Below are 20,377 nucleotides of genomic sequence, written 5' to 3'. Positions count from 1 at the left end.
TGCACGAGGGAAATCATGAGTTGCCTCGTTGTAAAGACCTCTGCGCGGCGTTTCAATCCCCATTCTGGAGACTTTTCGCCGCCGCGAACGAACAAACACCATGCATCTAGCGAGACGCGTTGAGCTTCTTGCCATCAAGGTGAAAACATCCGCGACCTTCAGCTTTGCTCAGATAGAGCTGTTTGTCAGCCTGCTCGACGACGGCTTCGGCTGACTTGCCCATATCAGAAAGGGCCGCCCCTATGGATACCGAGAAGGAGAGCATTTCTCCTTCGAGATCCATCCAGGATTCCTTAATGAGAAGATCCAGCCGGTTCCCCACGATTTCGAGCCCTCGTGGGCTTGCATTCGGCAGCAGGATAAGAAATTCATCACCGCCAAGTCGGCAAACGATGTCGGAAGGCCTCAGGATGGCCGCCATCGTTTTGGCAATGGCCACGATCACGCGATCGCCAACGCCATGACCCCATGTGTCATTGATGGACTTGAAATTATCGATATCCGCCACAATCACGCCATATGGCTTATATTCTCTGCTTTGCATCACCTGCAAGCGGTCCAGCGAAATGTCGGCAAAGCGCCGGTTTCCGACGCCAGTCAGAGGATCGGTAACCACCTCCTGCTGCAGGGATTCAAATTCGGAAACCATCGTCAGATGTTGGCTGTTATCCTTGAACACCTCGACAGAACCGGTGATTTTCCCAACTTCATTGCGAATGGGAAAGGACCGGATGCTAACCGGTATCCGATGTCCCGCCTTATGATGCATATAGACATCGACTTCACGTGATTGTCCGTCGCGCATGCAAGCAGCCAATGGACAGCCCTGTAGACACAGGCAATTGCCTTCATCGTCAACATGATTAAGCGTATGGTCTGCGCAGCTCTTGCCCAAAACGTCTTCTGCAGTAAAGCCGCTAAGCCGTTCGGCCCCCTTGTTCCAATATAGAACCCGACGCTTGCGGTTGACGAAATAAACCCCGTCATTCAGCGCATCAAGGACAGTCATATAAAAGGACTTGTCCAGATTTTCCAATATATGTGGCACGAATTTATCCCGATCAATCCCCAGAATGAGCCCCCCTTCTGGAAATATTTAAGGTTTCGAACATCAGAATATTTTATTCAGTATCGTTTTGAATTGTTTAAATTTGGTAATGCACAACCGACTTTTTGCACGGAGAGCGAGAAAATTTTCAGCATGCTAACTGTCAGGATTTAAGCATTTTTCTCTGAGTCGATAAAATCGCTGTGATTGACAACAATCTGCCCGATCAACAGGACCGGGACAGCAATGAAGCCGCCAATTGGCCCCCACAGCCAGATCCAGCCGACCAGAGAAAGGAAGATCAGAAACGGATTGACCGTCATGATGCGCCCAAGCGCCAGAGGCGTCGCAAACTGCGCTTCGAGGAAATTGATAAAGAGATAAACAGCAGCTGGTGCCACGATCATCGAAAACTGCCCATAGAGCGAAAGCCCCACCGCAAGCATGATGCAGACCATAATCGCAGGCCCGATATAGATGATGAAGTTGAGCATACCAGCCAGAAGCCCCCATAGCATGGGTGATGGCACCCCAAGCATCCACATAGCGCCGGAAACAACCACAGCCAGCAGCAGGTTGATCATGGAAACGCTCAGCATATAGCTGGAAAGGCGGCTCTCGACATCATCGAACATGGTCGCAAGCTTCTTGCGACGTGTGCCATGGTCCGCGCGCGTCAGGATCGAATAGCGCACCTGATGCCGCGTGGCGATGAAGAAAAACAGTCCCGCCAGAAACAGGATGATCTGGGCCGCAAGCGAGGGAGCAAAAAAGGCAACCTGCTTGACGGTATCGCCACCAGCGACATTGACAGTCATTGAGGCAGGATCACCACCGGCAATTTCACTGAACTGATCCTGAAGGCTGGCGAGCGAGGCAAACAGCCCCTTCCAGTTGGCCAGCTCGGCCTGCAAGCGCGACCAAATCACCGGCAGCCGATCCATCCAGTCGGCCAACGGCACTGCAAAGCCCGTAATGGCAACACCGATAAGCGCAAGAAGCAGCAAGACCGCAGTCATGGCTGAAAACCAAGCCGGGACTCCATAGGCCTCGATGCGATCAACCAACGGCCCGAAAACCAAGCCGATAATCACAGCCAGAACCAGCGGTGAGAGAATGGACTGGGCGAAGTCCAGCGCCGCCACGAGCGTTACAAAACCGATTATGATCAGCGCGCTATAAGCGACGCGCCGCAACCGCTCTTCGGTTGTGATCCCCGTAACTTCTGCGCGGACAGATCCGGATTGGGCAGTGGGAAGCGAATTGGACATAAAATAGCTCTCTGAACATGACTGCTTGTACCCACATTCAACGCCAGAGACCGCACCTTTGTTCCAAAGAAGCGGAGTAGCTTGTGCCCATAGCACTGCGCAAGAGAAAGCTCAGAGTGCGCACCAGTCGATGGGCGCACGGCCGTTTCCCTCAAGAAACCGATTGGCCCGAAGGAAACAGTGAGACCCCAGAAAGGCCTCGAAATCAACGCCCGCCTTGCGTGCGCCCAAGGGGCTCGGATGCGAGGTGCGGATCACCTGATGCCGGCCCTCGTCGATGCCCGCAGCCAGCTTGTGACTATGCTTGCCCCAGGCCAGAAAGACCACCGGATCAGCAGCCCTGTTGACACAGGAAAGCACCGCTGCGGTGAAAGCTTCCCACCCTCGTTTGGCATGGGAGGCGGAAGCGCCTTGTCGCAGTGTCATGGTGCTGTTGAGCATCAAGACGCCTTGTTCAGCCCATGCAGACAAATCTCCATGGCCGGGCGGCACAAGGCCATAATCTGCGGCCAGTTCCTTGTAGATATTATTGAGCGAGCGCGGAGGCTTCACCCCATGCGGCACGGAAAAGGAGAGCCCCATGGCGTGAGGCACCATGCCCTCAAGACCGGGATAGGGGTCTTGACCGGTGATGACCACCTTCACCTTTTCCAGCGGTGTCTTGCGCAAGGCATTCAGACGCAGCCCACGCTCGGGCAAAATCTGATAAAGCCGTTCTTCCTCTTTCAGCCAGCGTTCAATCTCTGCAAGGCGGGGCTTTTCTGCAGCCAAAGCCTCGCGCCACCCTGCGCAGGCGGCCAATTCGTCAAGCAAGCTTTCCATCAGGTCAATTCCCAGCCAGCACAGCAAAGGCATCACCCCGCGCCACATAAAGACGTTCCGTATCGGACCATTCAAGCCCGCACGCTTCATAGAAGCCCTGCGCGTTGACATTGTTGGCATCAACAGACAAGCGCACATAGGCATAGCCCTTCGCAAGGCCATGCTGCGCCACCTGCTCAAGCAGCAAGCGTCCCAGCTTGAGGCCGCGCGCCTTGGGCGAGACATAAAGATCCTGAACATAAAGCCCCGGCTTACCCGCCCATGTCGAGAAGCTGTCAAAGAACAGGCACATGCCCACCGCGTCCCCCGCGACCTCGGCAATGATCGCCTCAAATCTGGGTCGATCACCAAAGCCATGGATCTCATAATCGGCCACGCTGGCCGTGTGCTTGCCAGCCTCATCCAGATAGTTGGCAAGCTTGGCAACCATCTGATGGATAAGCGCTGCATCCTCCCGCTTTGCAAGACGGAAGGAAACAGACGCACCATTGGTATCGCACGTGGTGTCAGATGAAGAGGTCATGAGAAGAGCCTTGCAGAATGTCTGATTTTGGCTTGGACCATACAGAGCTTTGCCCCAACAATCAAACACACCTTGCCCCGCCCCATGGGTGCGGCATCTCCAACAACACCCTCCATCTCAAAATTAAATCAATCGATTGATTAAATTTTATGTCGGTGCTACATTGCGCTTCAGACAATAGCAAAATGCGCAACCAGTCAGCGACATCCCATGGCACAAACCCGATCGGACACAACTAAAACATTGCTCATAATGGCAGCCTTCAAGCTCTTTGCTGAAAAAGGCTATGAGGGTGCTTCCACGCGCGAAATTGCCGCAGCGGCCCAAACCAACATCGCCTCGATCAACTATCATTTCGGCGGCAAGGCAGGCTTGCGGCTGGCATGCGCAGAAACCATCGTCGCCCGCTTCAACCGCCTGCGGCAGGACCCCGAAGCGATCCAACTGCCCACTTGTCTCAAAGAGCCACAGTCCCTGTTTGAGAATGCCTTGCTGCGACAAGCTGTCGTAATCTTGAGCCTTGAAGAAGCGCAGCCGATCATGCGGTTCATGTTGCGCGAAGCCCATGAAGAAGGCGAAGTCTTTGAGCATGTCTATGCACATTTCTTCAATCCCACCTTCACCATGCTCTACCAGCTTTTCCTGCAAGCAACCGGCAGAGACGATAGCGAGGCGGAGCGAGAGGAGTTGAAGGTCGCGATTTTCTCCCAGATCAGCATGCTCGCCTATTTCCGCATCGGCGAGCCAGTCATTCTGCGCCACCAAAACTGGTCCTCCTATCAGTCTGGCCAAATCGATATCATCCTTCAGGTTTTACAAACCAACATTCGCAATATCGTTGAAACCTACAGGAGAAAAACATGAGTTTTCTCTGCTCCCTTCCCGTCATCGGCGTTTTGATCGCCGCATGCCTGCCCCCCTCCCCATTGGCGACAGGCTATGTGGAAGGCACCTATATCAAAGTCGCTCCCATAGAGACGGCTAGGATCATCGACGTACCTGTGCAAAGGGGCGATCATGTCGTTCCTGACCAGATCGTCGCACGCCTTGAAAAACAGGATGCAGCCATCGCCGTAGACAATGCCAAGGCCGCCCTGTCGCAGGCCAAAAGCACGCTGGCCAATCTGGAGCAGGGCGCCCGACCGGAGAAGATCGCGGCCCTTCAGGCCTCTCTGAAAGCCGCCGAATTAAGCGCACGGCAAGCAGAGCGTGACATGACGCGCCAGCGCACCCTGCTTGAAAAGGGGTCTGTTGCCCAAAGCGTTTATGACACCGCCCGCACAGCCTATGACGTGGCCAAGGCACAGGCCGAGGAAATCCGCTCCAATCTGGCCTATACCAGCCTGCCAGCCCGCGAGAATGAAATCGCAGCAGCCAAGGCTGCGGTAGAACAGGCCGAGGCCGCGCTCAAATCTGCGCAATGGAAAGAGGAACAACGCACTCTTGTGGCATCCGTCACCGGTGTGGTGACCGACATCATCCACGAAGCAGGAGAGATGGCCGGCCCTCAGGTGCCCATTCTAGAAATTCTGCCCGATGATGGCATCAAGCTGAAGCTCTACATTCCCGAGGAAAGCCTCGCCAGCATCCAGATGGGCAGCAAACTGACCATCACCTGCGATTCATGCGGCGATGATCTCAGCGCTACCGTAAGCTACATTTCAGACGGGCCAGAATTTACCCCACCGGTGATCTATTCCCTCGAGAACCGGCAGAAACTCGTCTATCTCATCGAAGCCAAAGCCAGCGAGGGATCAAAACTCAATCCCGGTCAAATCGTCTCGGCATGGCTGACAGATGCAGGGAGCGGAGGCAGCAGATGAAGGTGATCGACGTCCGCAATCTGGTCAAACGCTTTGGCGACAAGACGGTGGTCGACAATGTAACCCTGTCAGTTCAGGAAGGCGAGATTTCCGGCTTCCTCGGCCCTAACGGGTCCGGTAAAACGACCACCATCCGCGTCATGTGTGGTCTGCTCACCCCCGATGCAGGCGAAGGCTCTGTGCTGGGGTATGATCTGCATGCCGATCAACTCAAGATCAAGCGGCAGGTGGGCTATATGACACAGAAATTCTCCTTCTATACCGATCTGACGATTGAGGAGAATCTCTACTTTGTTGCCCGTCTTTACGGCCTGTCGCCCGCCCGCACCTATGTGCGTGACACACTGGATAAACTCGGCCTCACCTCTCGGCGCCATCAACTGGCGGGCCTGCTTTCAGGCGGCTGGAAGCAGCGATTGGCGCTTGCCGCCTGCATCATGCACAAACCAAAGCTGCTGCTGCTCGATGAGCCTACCGCGGGAGTTGACCCCAAGGCGCGACGGGAATTCTGGGATGAAATCCACGATCTCGCAGCCGGAGGCATGACTGTCATGGTCTCTACCCACTATATGGACGAAGCCGAACGCTGCCACCGTATCAACTATATCGCCTATGGCAAATTGCTCACCTCGGGCACCGTTGATGAGGTTGTCGCCCAGGCGGGCCTTCACACCTTCATTCTCTCGGGCAAAGGCGCTCAATCGGCGTCACGCATGTTGCAGACTGAGAACGGGGTCGACCAGATCGCCCCCTTCGGTAACAGCCTGCATGTGGTGGGCAAGAACAAGGCCCTGCTGGAAACCGCAGTCAACAAGGCGAGCCATCAGTTTGACGTCCGTTGCGAGCCCGGCCAGACCACCCTTGAGGATGTTTTCATCCAATATATGAGTGGCTCCACAGACAACATGGCCGAGCCGGAACTGGAGGGAAAGTGATATGAACCATCTCTTCTCCTTCTCCCGCCTCTTTGCCTTGCTCGCAAAGGAAATGACCCAGATGATGCGCGACCGCATCACCTTCGGCATGATGATAGGCATTCCCCTTGTGCAATTGGCCCTGTTCGGCTTTGCCATCAACACCGACCCCAAACAATTGCCAGCGGCGCTGGTGACGACATCGCAGGACCAGTTTACCCGCGCCATCGTTTCCGCCCTTGAGGTCACAAATTACTACCGCTTCGACTATGTCGGCATTTCGGCTAAAGATGCCGACGAGCTGATGCTAGAAGGCAAGGTCTCCTTCATTGTCACCATTCCGGCAGACCTCTCAAAGCGGGTGCTGCGTGGCGATGAACCGCAAATTCTCATAGAGGCCGATGCGTCGGACCCTTCTGCGTCATCTGGCGCCGTGTCCACGCTTTCGACCGTTGCCAAGCAGGCCCTCACCCGCGAGTTGGGCACCCAGAGCCAGCAAGACAGCCAGTTGGATATCGTCGTCCATCGTCGCTATAACCCCGAAGGCATTTCACAATATAACATCGTCCCCGGTCTACTCGGCGTTATCCTGCAGTTGGTCATGGTGATGATGACCGCCATGGCCCTCACCCGCGAAGTGGAACGCGGCACGATGGAAAATCTGCTTGCCATGCCCGCCACTCCCTTCGAGATCATGTTAGGCAAGATATTGCCTTATCTCGGCGTTGGTGCCGTGCAGGTCATTGTTATTCTGGTTGCGGCCAAGATGGTCTTCCATGTACCCTTTGTGGGCTCTCTGGCGCTGCTGATCAGCGGCATTCTGGTTTTCATCTCCTCGCTTGTGCTGATCGGCTATTTCATCTCCACCGTTGCAGGCAGCCAGATGCAGGCCATGCAGATGAGTTTCTTCTTCTTCCTGCCCTCCCTGATGCTGTCGGGCTTCATGTTCCCATTCAAGGGCATGCCTCATTGGGCCCAGATGATTGGAGAGATTTTCCCGCTCACCCATTTCTTGCGCCTTGTGCGCGGGGTGATGCTCAAGGGGGCCGATCTGGAGGCGATGCGTTCCCCCATGCTGGCCCTCATGGGCTTTACCATCCTTCTCGTCATTCTCTCCCTTGCCCGTTTCCGCAAGACTCTGGATTGATACGGGAACTGATCTCAGGATTGAATCTTGGATTTGTTTGGGAAAAGAGCCAGCAAGAAGCGAAGAAATGATGTATGATAACCGGAGCGCGAACAGGTTGAGATACAAACCAACCCTGATGCGGTACGCTCAATAAGGCTCCCCTACCCGACCCCTCAGTGAGGCAACTCAGATGCAGGACAATTCAGGCAAGCCTTTCGCCTTCAGAACACAGGGCCTCACCAAGGTCTATGGCGAGGGCAATGCAGCGGTTCACGCCCTGCGCGGCGTGGATCTGGAAATTCCTGCTGGCGAGATCGTGGTTTTGCTCGGCCCCTCGGGCAGCGGCAAATCCACCTTGCTCAACATCATCGGCGGACTGGATAGCGCCACCGATGGCGACGTCTATTTTCAAGACCTCTGCCTATCCGATCTGCCGGACGACAAGCTGACCCTCTATCGCCGCGATCATGTGGGCTTTGTTTTCCAGTTCTACAATCTGATGCCAAGCCTGACGGCCCATGAGAATGTCGAGCTCGTCACCGAGATTGCCGATGATCCATTGGAGCCAGAAGAAGCCTTGGCGCTGGTTGGCCTTGCCGAGCGCGCCGATCATTTCCCTGCCCAACTCTCGGGCGGCGAACAGCAACGTGTTGCCATCGCACGCGCCATTGCCAAGCAACCCACCGTTCTCTTCTGTGATGAGCCTACCGGCGCGCTCGATAGCAAGACCGGTAAGGTGGTGCTCAAGGTGCTCAAGGATATCAACGAGAAGCTGGGCGCGACCGTACTCATCGTCACCCATGCAGCCAACACCGCTGCCATGGCTGACCGCGTCATTCATTTCGCCGATGGTCACATCAGGGAAGTGGTGGAGAATGACGCAAAGCGCGACCCTGAAGACATCGAGTGGTAGGAGAGGCATCCCATGTCACCACTTGACCAAAAGCTGGCACGCGATCTCTGGCGCATCAAGGGGCAAGCCATTGCAATTGCCATGGTGATCGCCACCGGCGTCACGTTGCTGGTGATGATGGCCGGTGTCATCAACTCGCTGGAAGAAACCCGACGGGTCTATTATGAGCGCCACCGTCTCGGGGATGTCTTCGCTCCAGTCAAGCGCGCCCCTTCCCATATTATCCGCAAACTGGCAGCCCTGCCCGGCATTTCCGCAGCCGAGGGGCGTATCACCGGTTCCGCATTGATCAGCCTGCCGAGCCTTGATCTGCCATTACGTGCCATCGCCATCTCCCTGCCCGACAGTGGAGAACCACGCCTTAACGCCATTCACCTTACCGACGGACGTCGGATGGATGCCAAGGATGCCGACGAGATCGTCCTGCTCAACAGTTTTGCCCATGCGCATAATCTCAAACCAGGCGATACTCTGTCGGCCACGATGAACGGCGCCAAACGCACCTTGACCATCGTCGGCCTCGCCCAGTCGCCGGAATATCTCTACAGCGTCGCACCGGGGGAAATGATCTCTGATGACAGCCGCTTCGGTGTCATCTGGATGAGCCGCACCGCCCTTGCCGCCGCCTTCGACATGCAAGGGGCTTTCAACGAAGCCATTCTCTCCATCGGGCGCAGCAACAATCTGCAGGCAACGCTAGATCGGGTCGACAGCATTCTCTCGCCCTATGGTGGGCTCGGTTCCTATGGCCTCAAGGACCTTACGTCCAACCGCTTCGTCACCGAAGAAATCGAAGGCATGCGCTCTTCGTCTCGTGTTGTGCCACCATTATTTCTGGCCGTTGCGGCCTTCCTGCTCAACATCGTCATTTCCCGCATGGTGGAAGCAGAGCGCGAACAGATCGGCCTCATCAAGGCCTTCGGCTACACCAACAGGGAAGTGGGCCTGCATTATTTCAAGTTTGTGCTGGTCATCGCCATCGGCGGCGCCCTTCTGGGCTATATCGGCGGCATAGCCCTTGGGCGAGCCATGATGCCGCTTTACCTCACCTATTACAAATTCCCCATGCTGGTCTTCCGGCTTGACCCGGCCTCTTTTGCCACGGCAATCCTCACATCCATCGCGGCGGCCTCTGCCGGTGGTCTTCTGGTGTTGCGCAAGGTCTTTGCCCTCACGCCAGCGGTTGCCATGCGCCCGCCAGCGCCGCCGGATTATTCCAGAACCAATCGCTTCGGCAAACGCCTCAACCGTCTGCTCGATCAACCCAGCCGCATGGTGCTAAGGCGCATCACCCGTCAACCGGGACGGATGATCGGCTCTCTTATGGGCATCGCCTGCGGCATGGCGCTTTCAGTTTCAATGATTTCCATGCTGGCAGGCTTTGACCATACTATTGATCTCACCTACACGGTGATGGACCGATCCGATGTGACCGTAACCTTCACCCATCCCTTGGGGGCAAAAACCATCCACGAACTGGAAAGCATCCCCGGCATCATTGCAACAGAGCCTGAGCGCAGCATCGCCGTCGTCTTTCACAATGGCGTGGAAAGCTATCGCGGCACCATCACCGGACTTGTACCCCACCCGCGTCTGAAACGGGCGCTCGATGAAAAGAGCGCGCCCATTACCCTGCCCGAGCGCGGCATCATCCTGTCGCGGTCTCTGGCGACAGAACTGGATATCCAACCCGGAGAGATCCTCAATATCGATGTGCTGGAAGGCGCCCGCCCCAGCTTGCGCGTTCCGGTGAGCGGCGTGGCCGAGAGCCTGCTGGGCTCCCCCGCCTATATGCAGATGGATACACTGACCAGACTATTGGGCGAACCGGGACGCATTTCTGCTGTCTATCTACGCATTGACAAAAACAGAGCCAGCGCCATCTTCAGGGCGCTCAAGAGCCGCCCCTATGTGGCCGGTGTCAGCATGAAATCAGACGCTCGAGCCGCCTTCCAGAAAATGATGGATACCGGCGCAGGCTCCATGCGCTACATCATGTTGATCATCGCAGCCGTCATCACCTTCGGCATCGTCTATAACGCCGCCCGCATCGCTTTTGCCGAACGCCAGCGCGACCTTGCCAGCCTCAGGGTGATGGGTTTCACCCGATCGGAAGTCTCTTTCGTTCTGTTGGGGGAACTGGCCGTCATCACGCTGGCCGCCCTGCCAATCGGCTCCATTCTGGGCTATTATTTCACCATGGTGATTGCCAAGGGGTTCAGCACGGATCTTTACCAGATCCCGATCCTTTTCATCCCCGAAAGCTACGGCAGAGCGGCGCTTGCGGTCCTTGCTGCCTCCGTTTTTTCAGGCTGGATCGTGCGGCGCGATATTGATCGCGCAGATCTCGTCTCGGCCCTAAAGATACGGGAGTAAGCAAGAGGCAGAAATGAACATCAACACAGCGGCAATTGCAAACCGAAAGGGCTAACAGTCATGGCCAGAAAAAGATCCCGGTCCTATTTCGCCATCACGGCAACGGTTCTCGTCGTGGCTGCTCTGGCCTATGCCTTCTGGCCGCGGCCCACGTCTGTCGATATGGGCGAAGCGAAGATGGGGGCCATGCAGGTCACCGTCAATGAAGAAGGCTTCACCCGCGTTCATGATGCCTATGTGGTATCCAGCCCTGTTGCCGGGCGGCTGCTGCGTGTGGAAGTGGAACCCGGAGACCCTGTGGTCAAGGGAGAGACTGTCATCGCCCAGATGCGCCCCTCAAGCCCAGCCATGCTGGATATCAGAACCCGCGAGCAGGCCCGCGCATCTGTAACCGCTGCAGAAGCCACCCTGCGGGTAGCAAGAGCCGACCTCAACAAGGCCAAATCCGATCTTGACCTTGCCAGCCAAGAGCTGGACCGCACACGCAGGCTTGCCGAAACAGACACCGCCAGCAAGGCCGCACTGGATCGCGCTGAAGCGGAATATCGCGCAGCCAGCGCAACCAAGGACAATGCCGAAGCGGTGATCGCCGTAAGAGAAGCAGAACTCGACAATGCCCGCGCCCGCCTGATCGGCTTTGAAGAGGATGCCGCAGGCGCAACCAGTGACAGCTCCGCCCCTGTCCCCCTGACAGCACCGACTACCGGAACCGTATTGCGCGTCATCCAGAAAAGCGAGACCACGCTCTCTGCGGGCACCGACATCATGGAAATTGGCAATATCGATCATGATCTGGAAGTTGTCGTGGAATTGCTCTCCACCGACGCCGTACAGGTCAGCCCGGGAGACCGCGTCATGATCGCAGATTGGGGTGGCAACAGCGAACTGGAAGGCACCGTGGAGCGGGTCGAGCCGTGGGGTTACACCAAATATTCCTCCCTTGGGGTGGAAGAACAACGCGTCAAGGCGATCATCCGCTTCACCAGCCCCAAAAGCGAACGCGAGAAGCTCGGGCATGGCTATCGGGTGGAAGTAAAAATCGTCATCTGGTCCGATGATAATACCCTGCTCATTCCATCCAATGCTCTCTTCAGGGATGGCGAGACATGGGCGGTCTTCAGGGTCGTGGACAAAACTGCATATCAAACCCGTGTAAAGGTCGGAAAAGACAATGGCATTTCAGCGCAAATTCTTGATGGTCTAAGCGCAGGAGACCAGATCGTCCTCTATCCTTCCGCAGGCCTCGCAGATGGCGCGAAGGTGGTGCGCAGAATGGTGCAGTAAAGAGGGTCTCAACGCCTCCGAGCAAAATGGCAGCAATCCCGTCACCAAAGGCCCGAAAATGACAGACAAGTCCATCGCCAGTACGCCGACCCGTCCACAGATGGCAAAAGACATGGCGGACCTCTACCGCCCTGAGCTGGTGCTCAGCCATGACGGCGCCCCTCTGGATGGCCTCACATCAGCCCCAGACTGGGATCCGATTGGCCCTGCCCTTCACGGCTACGCCCGCACTCTGAAACCCGATTATCGCGTTGATCCGGGCGACATGAGCAAGCCGGATTGCTTTGCCTCCATTCAGCAGGCCATCAGCCACGCCATTTCCGAGGCCAAAAGCAAAGGGCTGACAAGGCGCATCGTTATCGAAATCGCGCCGGGCACCTATAACGAGCTGGTCTATATCCCAGCGCTCGAAATCAACGGGCAGAAGGTGCCGATCACACTCTATGGCCGCGCCGAAGATGCACGCCAAACCATCATCTCGGTGGATATCGATCAGGGCCTTACCGCCGACGCTTACACCATGCGCTTCGGCTCGGCTTTCCTTAATACCGAGGAGAGCATCAGGGCGATGTTCGATGAGGTTTCCGCTCGGGGTGACTTTGACATCGGCACCACCAATTCCTGCGTCATGCGCGTGCGCAACGACGGTTTCGAAGCACTGAACCTCACAATCGAGAACAGCTATAACGAAGACCGTGTCACACCGGATATCGTCGACAGGGCAGATGTGACCCGCAACGCAAAAGGCCAGCTGTCTCACGGGCAGCATCAGGCGGTTTCTGTGCTCGTGGATGCAGCTGATCGTGTGATGTTTGAAAATGTCCGCTTGCTGGGCGATCAGGATACGTTCTATTTCAAGACCAACGAACCACGCGTCACCGTCAAATCCTATTATAAAAACTGCACTATCGAGGGCGATGTCGATTTCATCTTTGGCAACAGCACTGCCTTTTTCGACCATTGCGAAATCCGCTCAAAAGGAGCGCGCACCGCGGACAGCTATGTCGCAGCTCCCAGCACCAACATCCATATTCCCTATGGCATTGTCTTTTGGGATTGCAGTTTCACCCATGATGACAGTAAAGCCGCACAACAGGGACGCTTCTATCTTGGCCGGCAATGGTTCGAGCGCGTGCGCGCAACCCCTTACGGCATCTCCCCCGTCAAGGGCTATCGCTGCACGCTGGGCGAGCTATCCCATTATGAAGCCCCCACTGGAACCATAGCGCTCAAGACGCTGGAAGCGGTCGGCAAGGTCGCGGTACTGCATAGCCGGATTGGCGCACACATCAATCCTTGCGCCCCATGGACAGACTGGAACGGCGGAGATTTCGATAAAGACGGCACTTATCATCCAGCGCCTTGGGCGCCGCGCTTCCGTCCTGTGCAATATGGCATAGAGGACTTCAACCGCACTCTGTCAAACTGGCTGGAAGCTGAGCGGCTTTCATACCCCAACGAGGAAATACCCCTGCCCTTCATTGCCGAATATGGCAACAGCTAGGCGGCAATCGGGAATAGTTTTCAGCCTCCCCCGGACGGCCTTAGCCGCATACTGGGGAAGGCCATATCCGGTTTAACGCATCAATTGCGACAAGGCCTCAACAGCCTCCGGAATCGGATAATGATGGTTGCCGACAAACAGCCCATGCTGGTCGATATAATCGGCATTCTTCAGATCCTGATGGATCGAATAATCAAAATACTGCATCACTTCGTTTCTGGCGAAATTGCCCGCGACGATAGGACGGCATTCAAATCCGTCCGCAACGAGGGCCTTGACCAGATCCGCGCGCGCAACCTCGGCCTCGGGGCGTATCACCAGCGAGAAGCCGAACCAGCTGGCAGCTCCGATTTCTTTCTGGATCATGAAGACCGGATGATCAGATAGCTGCGCTTGCACCAGCGCCGCATTCGCCCGTCGCCCTTCAATGAGAGCAGGCAGTTTTTCCAACTGCTCGATCCCCAGAGCGCCGGACATTTCAAGCGGGCGCAAATTGTAGCCAGGCAGGACAAACCGGAAGCTTTCCTCGAAGGGATCATCTGATTTCTCGCCCGTCACCTGATTGAACTTGGGCAGATTCCGCGTCCAGCCATGGGCTCGCAACACAAGCATGACATGGTAGAGCTCTTCATCATCGGTCACCACCACGCCACCTTCCATGGTGGAGATATGGTGCGAGAAGAAACAGGAGAAGGAGCCCATCACACCGAAGGTACCCGCCTGTTTGCCACCGAACGTTGCGCCCATCGATTCACAATTATCCTCGATGACGACGATTTCCCGTTCGCCAATGATCCGCTTGATCTCGTCAAAATCATTGGGGTTGCCAAGCAGGTTGACCACCATGATCGCACGGGTCTTGTCGCTGATGGCCGCTTCCAGCGCCTCAAGATCATAATTGAGGGTTTCCAGATCGATATCGACAAATTTGAGATGCAGCCCATATTGATTGAGCGGATAATAGGTCGTTGACCAGCTCACGGCGGGCACAATGATTTCGTCACCGCGGGAGAGCTTGTATTGAGGATTTTTGGTAAAGGCCAAAGCGGCGGTCATCAACAGATTGGCCGAAGAGCCCGAATTGACCATGACGGCATATTTCGAGCCGAAATAGTCCGCAAAGCGTTGCTCAAAGTCAGCAACTTCATTGCCCATGGAATAACGATCTGACGCAACAACGCGCTGAATGGCATCCAGCTCTTTCTGATCCCAGGAAGAGGTGGCAAGCGGAAAACGGACACTCATTTCGTAGCCTCATTGAGATAAAAATCATAGGTCGCACGGATGCCATCAACCAGCGAGGTTGAGGCCGACCAGCCCCATTCGGTTTGACGATCCGTTGCGCAGAGCTTCTTTTTCATGCCCACGGGGCGGGACAGATCGTGAGTAAAGTCTCCATCCCAACCGATAACATCGGCAACGCTCTGATAATAGGTATTGATTTCGTGATCATGACCAAGCCCGCAATTCATCAGCTCGGGCAAGGCGTCGATATCACCTGCCGCCTTCATGACAGCATCGGCAAGGTCACCGGCATACATGAATTCACGTCGTGCCGTGCCATCGCCCCAGATTTCAACCGTCTCCTCACCCTTTTCCTTGGCCATATGCACCTTGTGAATGATGGCGGGTAGAAGATGGGAATGCTTTGGGTCGAATTTGTCATGACGCCCGAAGAGATTACACGGAATGATGGTCTTGTAATTCGCGCTTGCGTCTTCGCGGCGAATATATTGGCAAAGGCGGGTCGCCATGATCTTGGCAAGGGCGTAGCCTTCGTTGGTCGGCTCCAACTCGCCCATGAGGATCATGTCTTCGCGCAACGGATTTTCCGCCGCCCGAGGATACATGCAGGTCGAGGCCAAATTCAGGAAATTCTTCACGCCAGCCTTGTGCGCCGCCATGATAATATTGCGGCCGATGGCCATGTTCCGTTCCAGAAACGCCACTGGGTGGGCCATATTGGCCTGAATGCCACCCACCTGCCCTGCAGCATGGATCACAAGGTCCGGCTTATGCTCAGCAACATAGGCATCGACAGACCCAGCATCCGTCAAATCAAGTTCCTTGGACCCCGGAGCAAGAATATGCCAAGCGCTGGCTGTCGGATGCTCGAGAATATTGCGCCCGACCATACCGGAGCCTCCGGTAAGGAGCAGTGTTTTCTTAGTCATTGATGTCAGCTTTCCGTGCACACAGGCAGCTCCAGCCCATGCTCGCGCAAGAGCCGCGCACGGCGGGCATTCTTGAGATCATTGGCGACCATTTCAGAACACATTTCCTGCACGGTAATGACCGGCTCCCAGCCCAGCTTTTCCTTGGCCTTGGCCGGATTGCCCAAAAGGGTCTCCACTTCGGCGGGCCGGAAATAGCGCGGATCGATCCGCACGATCACATCCCCGACCTTGAGCGCAGGCGCGTCCTCGCCAGAGATGGCCTCCACGATACCAACCTCTTTGAGCCCCTCACCTTCGAAGCGAATAGTAATGCCCAACTCGGCGGCAGACCATTCGATGAACTGGCGCACGGAATATTGCACGCCGGTCGCGATGACAAAATCATCCGGCTCATCTTGCTGCAGCATCATCCATTGCATCCGGACATAGTCCTTGGCATGACCCCAGTCCCTCAGAGCATCGATATTGCCCATATAAAGGCAAGGCTCCAGCCCTTGCGCGATATTGGCAAGGCCACGGGTAATCTTGCGGGTGACGAAGGTTTCTCCACGACGCGAGGATTCATGGTTGAACAGGATGCCATTGCAGGCATACATTCCATAGGCCTCACGATAGTTGACCGTGATCCAATAGGCATAAAGCTTGGCAACCGCATAAGGAGAGCGCGGGTGGAACGGCGTGGTCTCGGTCTGGGGGGTTTCCTGAACAAGACCATAAAGCTCGGAGGTGGATGCCTGATAAAAGCGCGTCTTTTCCTCTAGCCCCAAAAAGCGGATGGCTTCCAGCAGGCGCAAGGCGCCGGTTGCATCCACATCAGCAGTATATTCAGGGCTCTCGAAACTCACGGCCACATGGCTTTGCGCCGCAAGGTTATAAACCTCGTCCGGCTTCACTTCCTGCAAAATACGGGTCAGGTTCGAGCTATCGGTCAGGTCACCATAATGCAGCTTGAAACGCACATTATCGGTATGTGGATCTTCAAAAATATGATCAATACGCTGGGTGTTGAAAGAGGATGCGCGGCGTTTGATACCATGCACCTCATAGCCTTTTTCAAGCAGGAATTCGGCCAGATATGAGCCATCCTGCCCAGTGACACCGGTGATAAGCGCCCGTTTTGTCATCTTTGCTCTCTTCAAGTTCAATTTTGTTGGCCCGTGAAAAGGATCGCCGCAAAAACCAGCTCCAATTTCCAGCCAAAATTCGTCGTCAGGCACAGGACCCTCGCAGCCTATAAAGGAAGCCGCAGAGATGGCGCATGCACATCGGAAGCAAGGTCAAACCGGTTTGGTCAGACCATGGCCAAGTTGGCGCGATCATAGACCAACTCTGCTCAACCTGTCACCTGTTTACCCAAGCTTTGCGCAAAGCCTGTTTGCATTTGGATTTACAGGTTCAACCCAGCTGGGGAGTTCCACTCTAGGCACACCAAATATGGCCATTCAATGGATGACAGGCCGGAAACAAATGGTCTATTCTCGGACGCTCTGGGCCGCGGGTGTATCCGGCAATTCCAAAGGCCCCTTCCAGCCGCTATGATCAACACAGGCACGCGGTAACAATGAGCGTTTGCATGCAGAATTCAAATGACAAAATTTCCATTCCGGTTTCAGCCTTTATCATTACGCTCAATGAAGAGGACCGGATAGAAAAGGCCATTCTCAGCGTTATCGATTGGGTGGATGAGGTAATCGTCGTCGATTCCGGCTCAACGGACAACACGACCGCGCTTGCCGAGGCCTTGGGCGCAAAGGTGCATTTCAATACCTGGCCGGGTTATGGGCGGCAAAAGCGCTTCGGCGAAGATTTGTGTCGCAATGACTGGCTCCTGAATATTGACGCAGATGAAGAAGTCACCCCGGAACTGCGTGATAAAATTTGCTCCATTTTCAAGATCGGCCCGGATGTCGACATATACAAGATCGAGATCCTTGACGTCTTCGCGCATGAAGACAAGCCAAAGAAATGGGCTTACGGCTATTGGCAATACCGTCTCTATAACCGTAACAAGGGCCGTTTTTCCGAATCCACCGTGCATGACACGGTAAGGCCTGAGAAAGACGCAACGATCAAGAAGCTCGACGAAAAGATTGCACATTACTCCATTCGTTCGGTCCAGTGGGCCGTGGAGAAGATGAACCGCTATTCGGACATGCAGAGAGACGACATCGTCGCAAAGGGACGCCATATCTCTCGCTGGCGTCTGGTCTATGAATTTCCGCTTAGCTTCCTGAAAAGCTATATCCTGCGCCGCAGCTACCGCTATGGCTTCTGGGGGCTGGTGCTGGCTCACAATTATGCCTATTCACGCTTCTTGCGCATCGCCAAGATCTACGAGTATCAGCTTTTGAGTGACGCTAATAAGAAATAAGCGTGCGAGCCTGCTGTAGAATGAAACCAAAGCTCTACCCCGTCCAGCCACCCAATCAGAATGGTTTGAAGCCATAGCGAAGGGCGCGGGATGGGTTGGTCTTGAGCGCAAAAAGCATGGCTTTTAGTGCCAGTCCGCGCAGGCCGCGCCGTTTGGCTTCCTGCACGATGTGATGGGCGAGCACCTGCCGTACCTTGGCGCTCCCAAAGAAAGACTTTCTCTTTAATCCATCAATCAGCGCATCAAGATCCTCTGACGCGAGGTCCTTAATGCCGGTGTGCGTCAAAATGCAGTCAATCAGATGGTAGTAGCGAAAAAGCGCCACCATATTCTCTGGCGCAGCCCGAAGCTGGGGCGACGTTGCAGTCCAGTCAAATGAGGGCACACAATCCCACCCTTTTGAAGGATCATCCCGACCGGCTTCCAATTCTGTAGCAATGAGAATAATCAGATCCTGAGAGAAGCGTTGCCGCACGATGGATGTCTGGGTGACCTGCCCCTCATGCAGCCGGTAATCCAGAAGCACATCTGCCAAGCCAGCCAGCTTGGTTCTCTTGCTCATGCGATACCAGAGATCCAGATCCTCTGCGCCCTTGAAGACGTCCCGATAGCCGCCAGCACCCAACATCTCGGAGCGTCTGGCCATCACTGTGGGATGGTGGGGCAGACAATTGCCCTTGCTTAGCGCTGCGGCCACATCTTGCGGAGATGTACGCGTATTGGTCACTTTGCCAATCGACTTGCCTTGCGCATCGACCTTGTTCATCTGGGCAAAAACCAGCCCGACATCGGGATTGTCTTTGAGAAATTGCCACTGCCGGGAAAAGCGATTGGGATAGGAAATGTCGTCGGCATCCATTCTGGCGATCAGCGGCGCACGCGCTTCCTCAAGCCCCCAATTGAGGGCAGAAACAAGCCCGCCATTGTCGCGAGCAAGAATACGGACACGATCATCCTGCGCGGCAAGCCGCTCCAATATCGCCTGAGTGCCATCAACCGATCCGTCATTGATGACCAGCAGTTCGAAGTCGGTAAAATCCTGCTCCAGAATGCTGATCAGGGCTGCTTCGATATATTTTTCGCCATTATATACCGGCAAGACGACTGAGATTTCGGGTAATTTTTCCGCCATGTCCACCATCCGGTCTTCGCCTTTATCCGGCAGTTTTTCTATAGACATCGTCCAGACAATGGACGGTCTGCTGCAAGTCGAATTTCTGGACCTGTTGCGCCCCAAGAGCCGCAAAATGCGCGTGCTCGTCGGCCATTTTCATCAAACAAGCGGCAATCTCCTCAACATCGAGACTTTCAAGGAAGATACCTGCCTTACCGATGGTTTCTGGCAAGGCCCCATTCGCCGTGGAAACCACACCGGCCCCGGCGGCGAAAGATTCAATGGCGACGAGGCAAAAGCTCTCACGCTCCGAGCAGATAAGCGATATTTTTGCCTCCTGCAAACGTTGCTTTATGGTTTCATGGGGCAATCCATCCAGCAAGGTGAGACGCTCACTGCCTGCAACGGCCCGCTTCACTTTTGCCACATATTCATCAGACCCGCTAAACCCACCGACCAGACAGCCCGACCAATCAGGCCGCTGCGCGACAAATTGCGCCATCGCCTCAGCCGCTGGAAGCGCATTCTTCTGTGGCTCGATGCGTCCGATAAAAAGGACTTCGTTTTTCTTGTCTGCATCGGCATGCCAGAGCGAACAGTCGATCCCGTTAAAAACCGTATAGAGCGGCGTCTTGATGGCTGGATATCGCTCCAGAAAGCTCGTCCGGCACGTGTCTGATACGAAGATAAGCCCCTGCAAGGCTTCATAGCGCTTCTGATGACGCCACTTCTTAAACCAGGACAGCTTGCCACCATCTTCAAAATTATGCCGATGAAGCATAACCGGAACGGGGCGAAAGAGCTTTGCAACATTTTGCGCCGTCGGTCCGTGCTGCTGGACCACGATCAGGTCTGGCTGAAACTCGGCAACGATGGCTTGCAGCTGCCGCAGCTTTTGCTTGCGGCTGCCACTAAACAGCATCCTCAGCGCCACATCGTCAAAGGGCTTATCGATTTCGTCGCAGACCACCAGAATTTCATGCTCGCTTCTCACGCTCTGCTGATGAACGCACAGATCAATGGACGTGGCTCTGGCCGGTCCAAAATGCATGTTGCGTGGCAAATAATTCAAAACTTTCATCGAAACGCTCTCATGAGATAGTCTTTT

Annotated in this window: 18 protein-coding genes; 9 read left to right on the top strand and 9 right to left on the bottom strand. The window is 55.3% G+C overall.

Translation table 11 applies throughout. The annotated features are described in order from the left end of the window. Positions 1-106 precede the first annotated feature (106 nt). The 4 genes from ACKPCT_RS23405 to ACKPCT_RS23390 form a co-directional block, all read right to left on the bottom strand. The gene (locus ACKPCT_RS23405) at positions 107-1,048 is read right to left on the bottom strand and encodes a sensor domain-containing diguanylate cyclase (RefSeq protein WP_319568124.1); all 942 of its coding nucleotides are present in this window, start codon (positions 1,046-1,048) and stop codon (positions 107-109) included. Between the two features lie 170 nt (positions 1,049-1,218). After that, entirely contained in the window at positions 1,219-2,319 is a 1,101-nt protein-coding gene (locus ACKPCT_RS23400) for an AI-2E family transporter (RefSeq protein WP_090072846.1), read from the bottom strand. A gap of 111 nt (positions 2,320-2,430) precedes the next feature. Further along, entirely contained in the window at positions 2,431-3,141 is a 711-nt protein-coding gene (gene ung / locus ACKPCT_RS23395) for a uracil-DNA glycosylase (RefSeq protein ID WP_319568123.1), read from the bottom strand. Between the two features lie 4 nt (positions 3,142-3,145). Further along, positions 3,146-3,664 carry a GNAT family N-acetyltransferase gene (locus ACKPCT_RS23390; protein ID WP_319568122.1) on the bottom strand — a complete coding sequence of 173 codons (519 nt, stop codon included), beginning with the start codon at positions 3,662-3,664 and terminating at the stop codon, positions 3,146-3,148. A 252-nt stretch (positions 3,665-3,916) separates the two neighbouring features. On the opposite strand from ACKPCT_RS23390, the gene ACKPCT_RS23385 reads away from it, so the two are divergent. The 8 genes from ACKPCT_RS23385 to ACKPCT_RS23350 all read left to right on the top strand — a co-directional run bounded on the left by ACKPCT_RS23385 (position 3,917) and on the right by ACKPCT_RS23350 (position 13,607). After that, positions 3,917-4,528, top strand: a complete 612-nt coding sequence (locus ACKPCT_RS23385) for a CerR family C-terminal domain-containing protein (protein ID WP_407652450.1) — start codon at positions 3,917-3,919, stop codon at positions 4,526-4,528. Next, complete coding sequence (locus tag ACKPCT_RS23380) at positions 4,525-5,487, top strand: HlyD family secretion protein (protein WP_319568121.1); 963 nt, start codon at positions 4,525-4,527, stop codon at positions 5,485-5,487. The genes ACKPCT_RS23385 and ACKPCT_RS23380 overlap by 4 nt, the downstream gene beginning before the upstream one ends. Beyond that, on the top strand, positions 5,484-6,422 hold the full coding sequence (locus ACKPCT_RS23375; protein WP_319568120.1) for an ABC transporter ATP-binding protein: 939 nt from the start codon (positions 5,484-5,486) through the stop codon (positions 6,420-6,422). Before ACKPCT_RS23380 ends, ACKPCT_RS23375 begins: the two co-directional genes overlap by 4 nt. 1 nt (position 6,423) lies before the next feature. Further along, positions 6,424-7,548, top strand: a complete 1,125-nt coding sequence (locus tag ACKPCT_RS23370) for an ABC transporter permease (protein ID WP_319513643.1) — start codon at positions 6,424-6,426, stop codon at positions 7,546-7,548. A gap of 172 nt (positions 7,549-7,720) precedes the next feature. After that, positions 7,721-8,443: an ABC transporter ATP-binding protein gene (locus ACKPCT_RS23365; RefSeq protein WP_090072856.1), complete on the top strand. Its 723-nt coding sequence runs from the start codon at positions 7,721-7,723 to the stop codon at positions 8,441-8,443. A gap of 12 nt (positions 8,444-8,455) precedes the next feature. Continuing rightward, positions 8,456-10,819, top strand: coding sequence for an ABC transporter permease (locus tag ACKPCT_RS23360; RefSeq protein ID WP_319568119.1), 2,364 nt, complete (start codon positions 8,456-8,458; stop codon positions 10,817-10,819). Between the two features lie 60 nt (positions 10,820-10,879). Then, a complete protein-coding gene (locus ACKPCT_RS23355) occupies positions 10,880-12,103 on the top strand; it encodes an efflux RND transporter periplasmic adaptor subunit (RefSeq protein WP_319568118.1) in 1,224 nt (407 codons plus the stop codon). Between the two features lie 58 nt (positions 12,104-12,161). Beyond that, a complete protein-coding gene (locus ACKPCT_RS23350; protein WP_319568117.1) occupies positions 12,162-13,607 on the top strand; it encodes a pectinesterase family protein in 1,446 nt (481 codons plus the stop codon). Between the two features lie 72 nt (positions 13,608-13,679). Here ACKPCT_RS23350 and ACKPCT_RS23345 read toward each other — a convergent pair whose 3' ends face one another. The 3 genes from ACKPCT_RS23345 to gmd are packed head-to-tail and all read right to left on the bottom strand — an operon-like array spanning position 13,680 to position 16,908. Then, positions 13,680-14,852, bottom strand: coding sequence for a DegT/DnrJ/EryC1/StrS family aminotransferase (locus ACKPCT_RS23345; RefSeq protein ID WP_319568116.1), 1,173 nt, complete (start codon positions 14,850-14,852; stop codon positions 13,680-13,682). Further along, positions 14,849-15,781: a GDP-L-fucose synthase family protein gene (locus tag ACKPCT_RS23340; protein WP_319568115.1), complete on the bottom strand. Its 933-nt coding sequence runs from the start codon at positions 15,779-15,781 to the stop codon at positions 14,849-14,851. Before ACKPCT_RS23340 ends, ACKPCT_RS23345 begins: the two co-directional genes overlap by 4 nt. A 5-nt stretch (positions 15,782-15,786) precedes the next feature. Continuing rightward, positions 15,787-16,908 (bottom strand): GDP-mannose 4,6-dehydratase, encoded by a 1,122-nt coding sequence (gene gmd / locus ACKPCT_RS23335; RefSeq protein WP_319568114.1) that lies wholly within the window; start codon positions 16,906-16,908, stop codon positions 15,787-15,789. Positions 16,909-17,357: 449 nt separating this feature from the next. Here gmd and ACKPCT_RS23330 point away from each other — a divergent pair, with 449 nt between their 5' ends. Further along, entirely contained in the window at positions 17,358-18,155 is a 798-nt protein-coding gene (locus ACKPCT_RS23330; RefSeq protein WP_319568113.1) for a glycosyltransferase family 2 protein, read from the top strand. Positions 18,156-18,210: 55 nt separating this feature from the next. On the opposite strand, the gene ACKPCT_RS23325 is transcribed toward ACKPCT_RS23330, so the two are convergent. Beyond that, a complete protein-coding gene (locus tag ACKPCT_RS23325; RefSeq protein WP_319568112.1) occupies positions 18,211-19,287 on the bottom strand; it encodes a glycosyltransferase family 2 protein in 1,077 nt (358 codons plus the stop codon). 22 nt (positions 19,288-19,309) lie between these two features. Next, positions 19,310-20,350 (bottom strand): glycosyltransferase family 4 protein, encoded by a 1,041-nt coding sequence (locus ACKPCT_RS23320; RefSeq protein WP_319568111.1) that lies wholly within the window; start codon positions 20,348-20,350, stop codon positions 19,310-19,312. Between the last annotated feature and the right edge of the window lie 27 nt (positions 20,351-20,377).

This window comes from Cohaesibacter marisflavi (genome assembly GCF_963665895.2).
GTDB lineage: Bacteria > Pseudomonadota > Alphaproteobacteria > Rhizobiales > Cohaesibacteraceae > Cohaesibacter > Cohaesibacter marisflavi.
Note: the sequence above shows the minus strand (reverse complement) of the source record. Positions and strands in the feature narration are given on the sequence as shown.

Excerpts from the sequence above, each read along its gene's own strand:
- ACKPCT_RS23400 (WP_090072846.1), bottom strand. The coding sequence starts at position 2,319 with ATGTCCAATTCGCTTCCCACTGCCCAATCCGGATCTGTCCGCGCAGAA.
- ung (WP_319568123.1), bottom strand. The coding sequence starts at position 3,141 with ATGGAAAGCTTGCTTGACGAATTGGCCGCCTGCGCAGGGTGGCGCGAG.
- ACKPCT_RS23390 (WP_319568122.1), bottom strand. The coding sequence starts at position 3,664 with ATGACCTCTTCATCTGACACCACGTGCGATACCAATGGTGCGTCTGTT.
- ACKPCT_RS23385 (WP_407652450.1), top strand. The coding sequence starts at position 3,917 with ATGGCAGCCTTCAAGCTCTTTGCTGAAAAAGGCTATGAGGGTGCTTCC.
- ACKPCT_RS23380 (WP_319568121.1), top strand. The coding sequence starts at position 4,525 with ATGAGTTTTCTCTGCTCCCTTCCCGTCATCGGCGTTTTGATCGCCGCA.
- ACKPCT_RS23375 (WP_319568120.1), top strand. The coding sequence starts at position 5,484 with ATGAAGGTGATCGACGTCCGCAATCTGGTCAAACGCTTTGGCGACAAG.
- ACKPCT_RS23370 (WP_319513643.1), top strand. The coding sequence starts at position 6,424 with ATGAACCATCTCTTCTCCTTCTCCCGCCTCTTTGCCTTGCTCGCAAAG.
- ACKPCT_RS23365 (WP_090072856.1), top strand. The coding sequence starts at position 7,721 with ATGCAGGACAATTCAGGCAAGCCTTTCGCCTTCAGAACACAGGGCCTC.
- ACKPCT_RS23360 (WP_319568119.1), top strand. The coding sequence starts at position 8,456 with ATGTCACCACTTGACCAAAAGCTGGCACGCGATCTCTGGCGCATCAAG.
- ACKPCT_RS23355 (WP_319568118.1), top strand. The coding sequence starts at position 10,880 with ATGGCCAGAAAAAGATCCCGGTCCTATTTCGCCATCACGGCAACGGTT.
- ACKPCT_RS23350 (WP_319568117.1), top strand. The coding sequence starts at position 12,162 with ATGACAGACAAGTCCATCGCCAGTACGCCGACCCGTCCACAGATGGCA.
- ACKPCT_RS23345 (WP_319568116.1), bottom strand. The coding sequence starts at position 14,852 with ATGAGTGTCCGTTTTCCGCTTGCCACCTCTTCCTGGGATCAGAAAGAG.
- ACKPCT_RS23340 (WP_319568115.1), bottom strand. The coding sequence starts at position 15,781 with ATGACTAAGAAAACACTGCTCCTTACCGGAGGCTCCGGTATGGTCGGG.
- gmd (WP_319568114.1), bottom strand. The coding sequence starts at position 16,908 with ATGACAAAACGGGCGCTTATCACCGGTGTCACTGGGCAGGATGGCTCA.
- ACKPCT_RS23330 (WP_319568113.1), top strand. The coding sequence starts at position 17,358 with ATGCAGAATTCAAATGACAAAATTTCCATTCCGGTTTCAGCCTTTATC.
- ACKPCT_RS23325 (WP_319568112.1), bottom strand. The coding sequence starts at position 19,287 with ATGGCGGAAAAATTACCCGAAATCTCAGTCGTCTTGCCGGTATATAAT.
- ACKPCT_RS23320 (WP_319568111.1), bottom strand. The coding sequence starts at position 20,350 with ATGAAAGTTTTGAATTATTTGCCACGCAACATGCATTTTGGACCGGCC.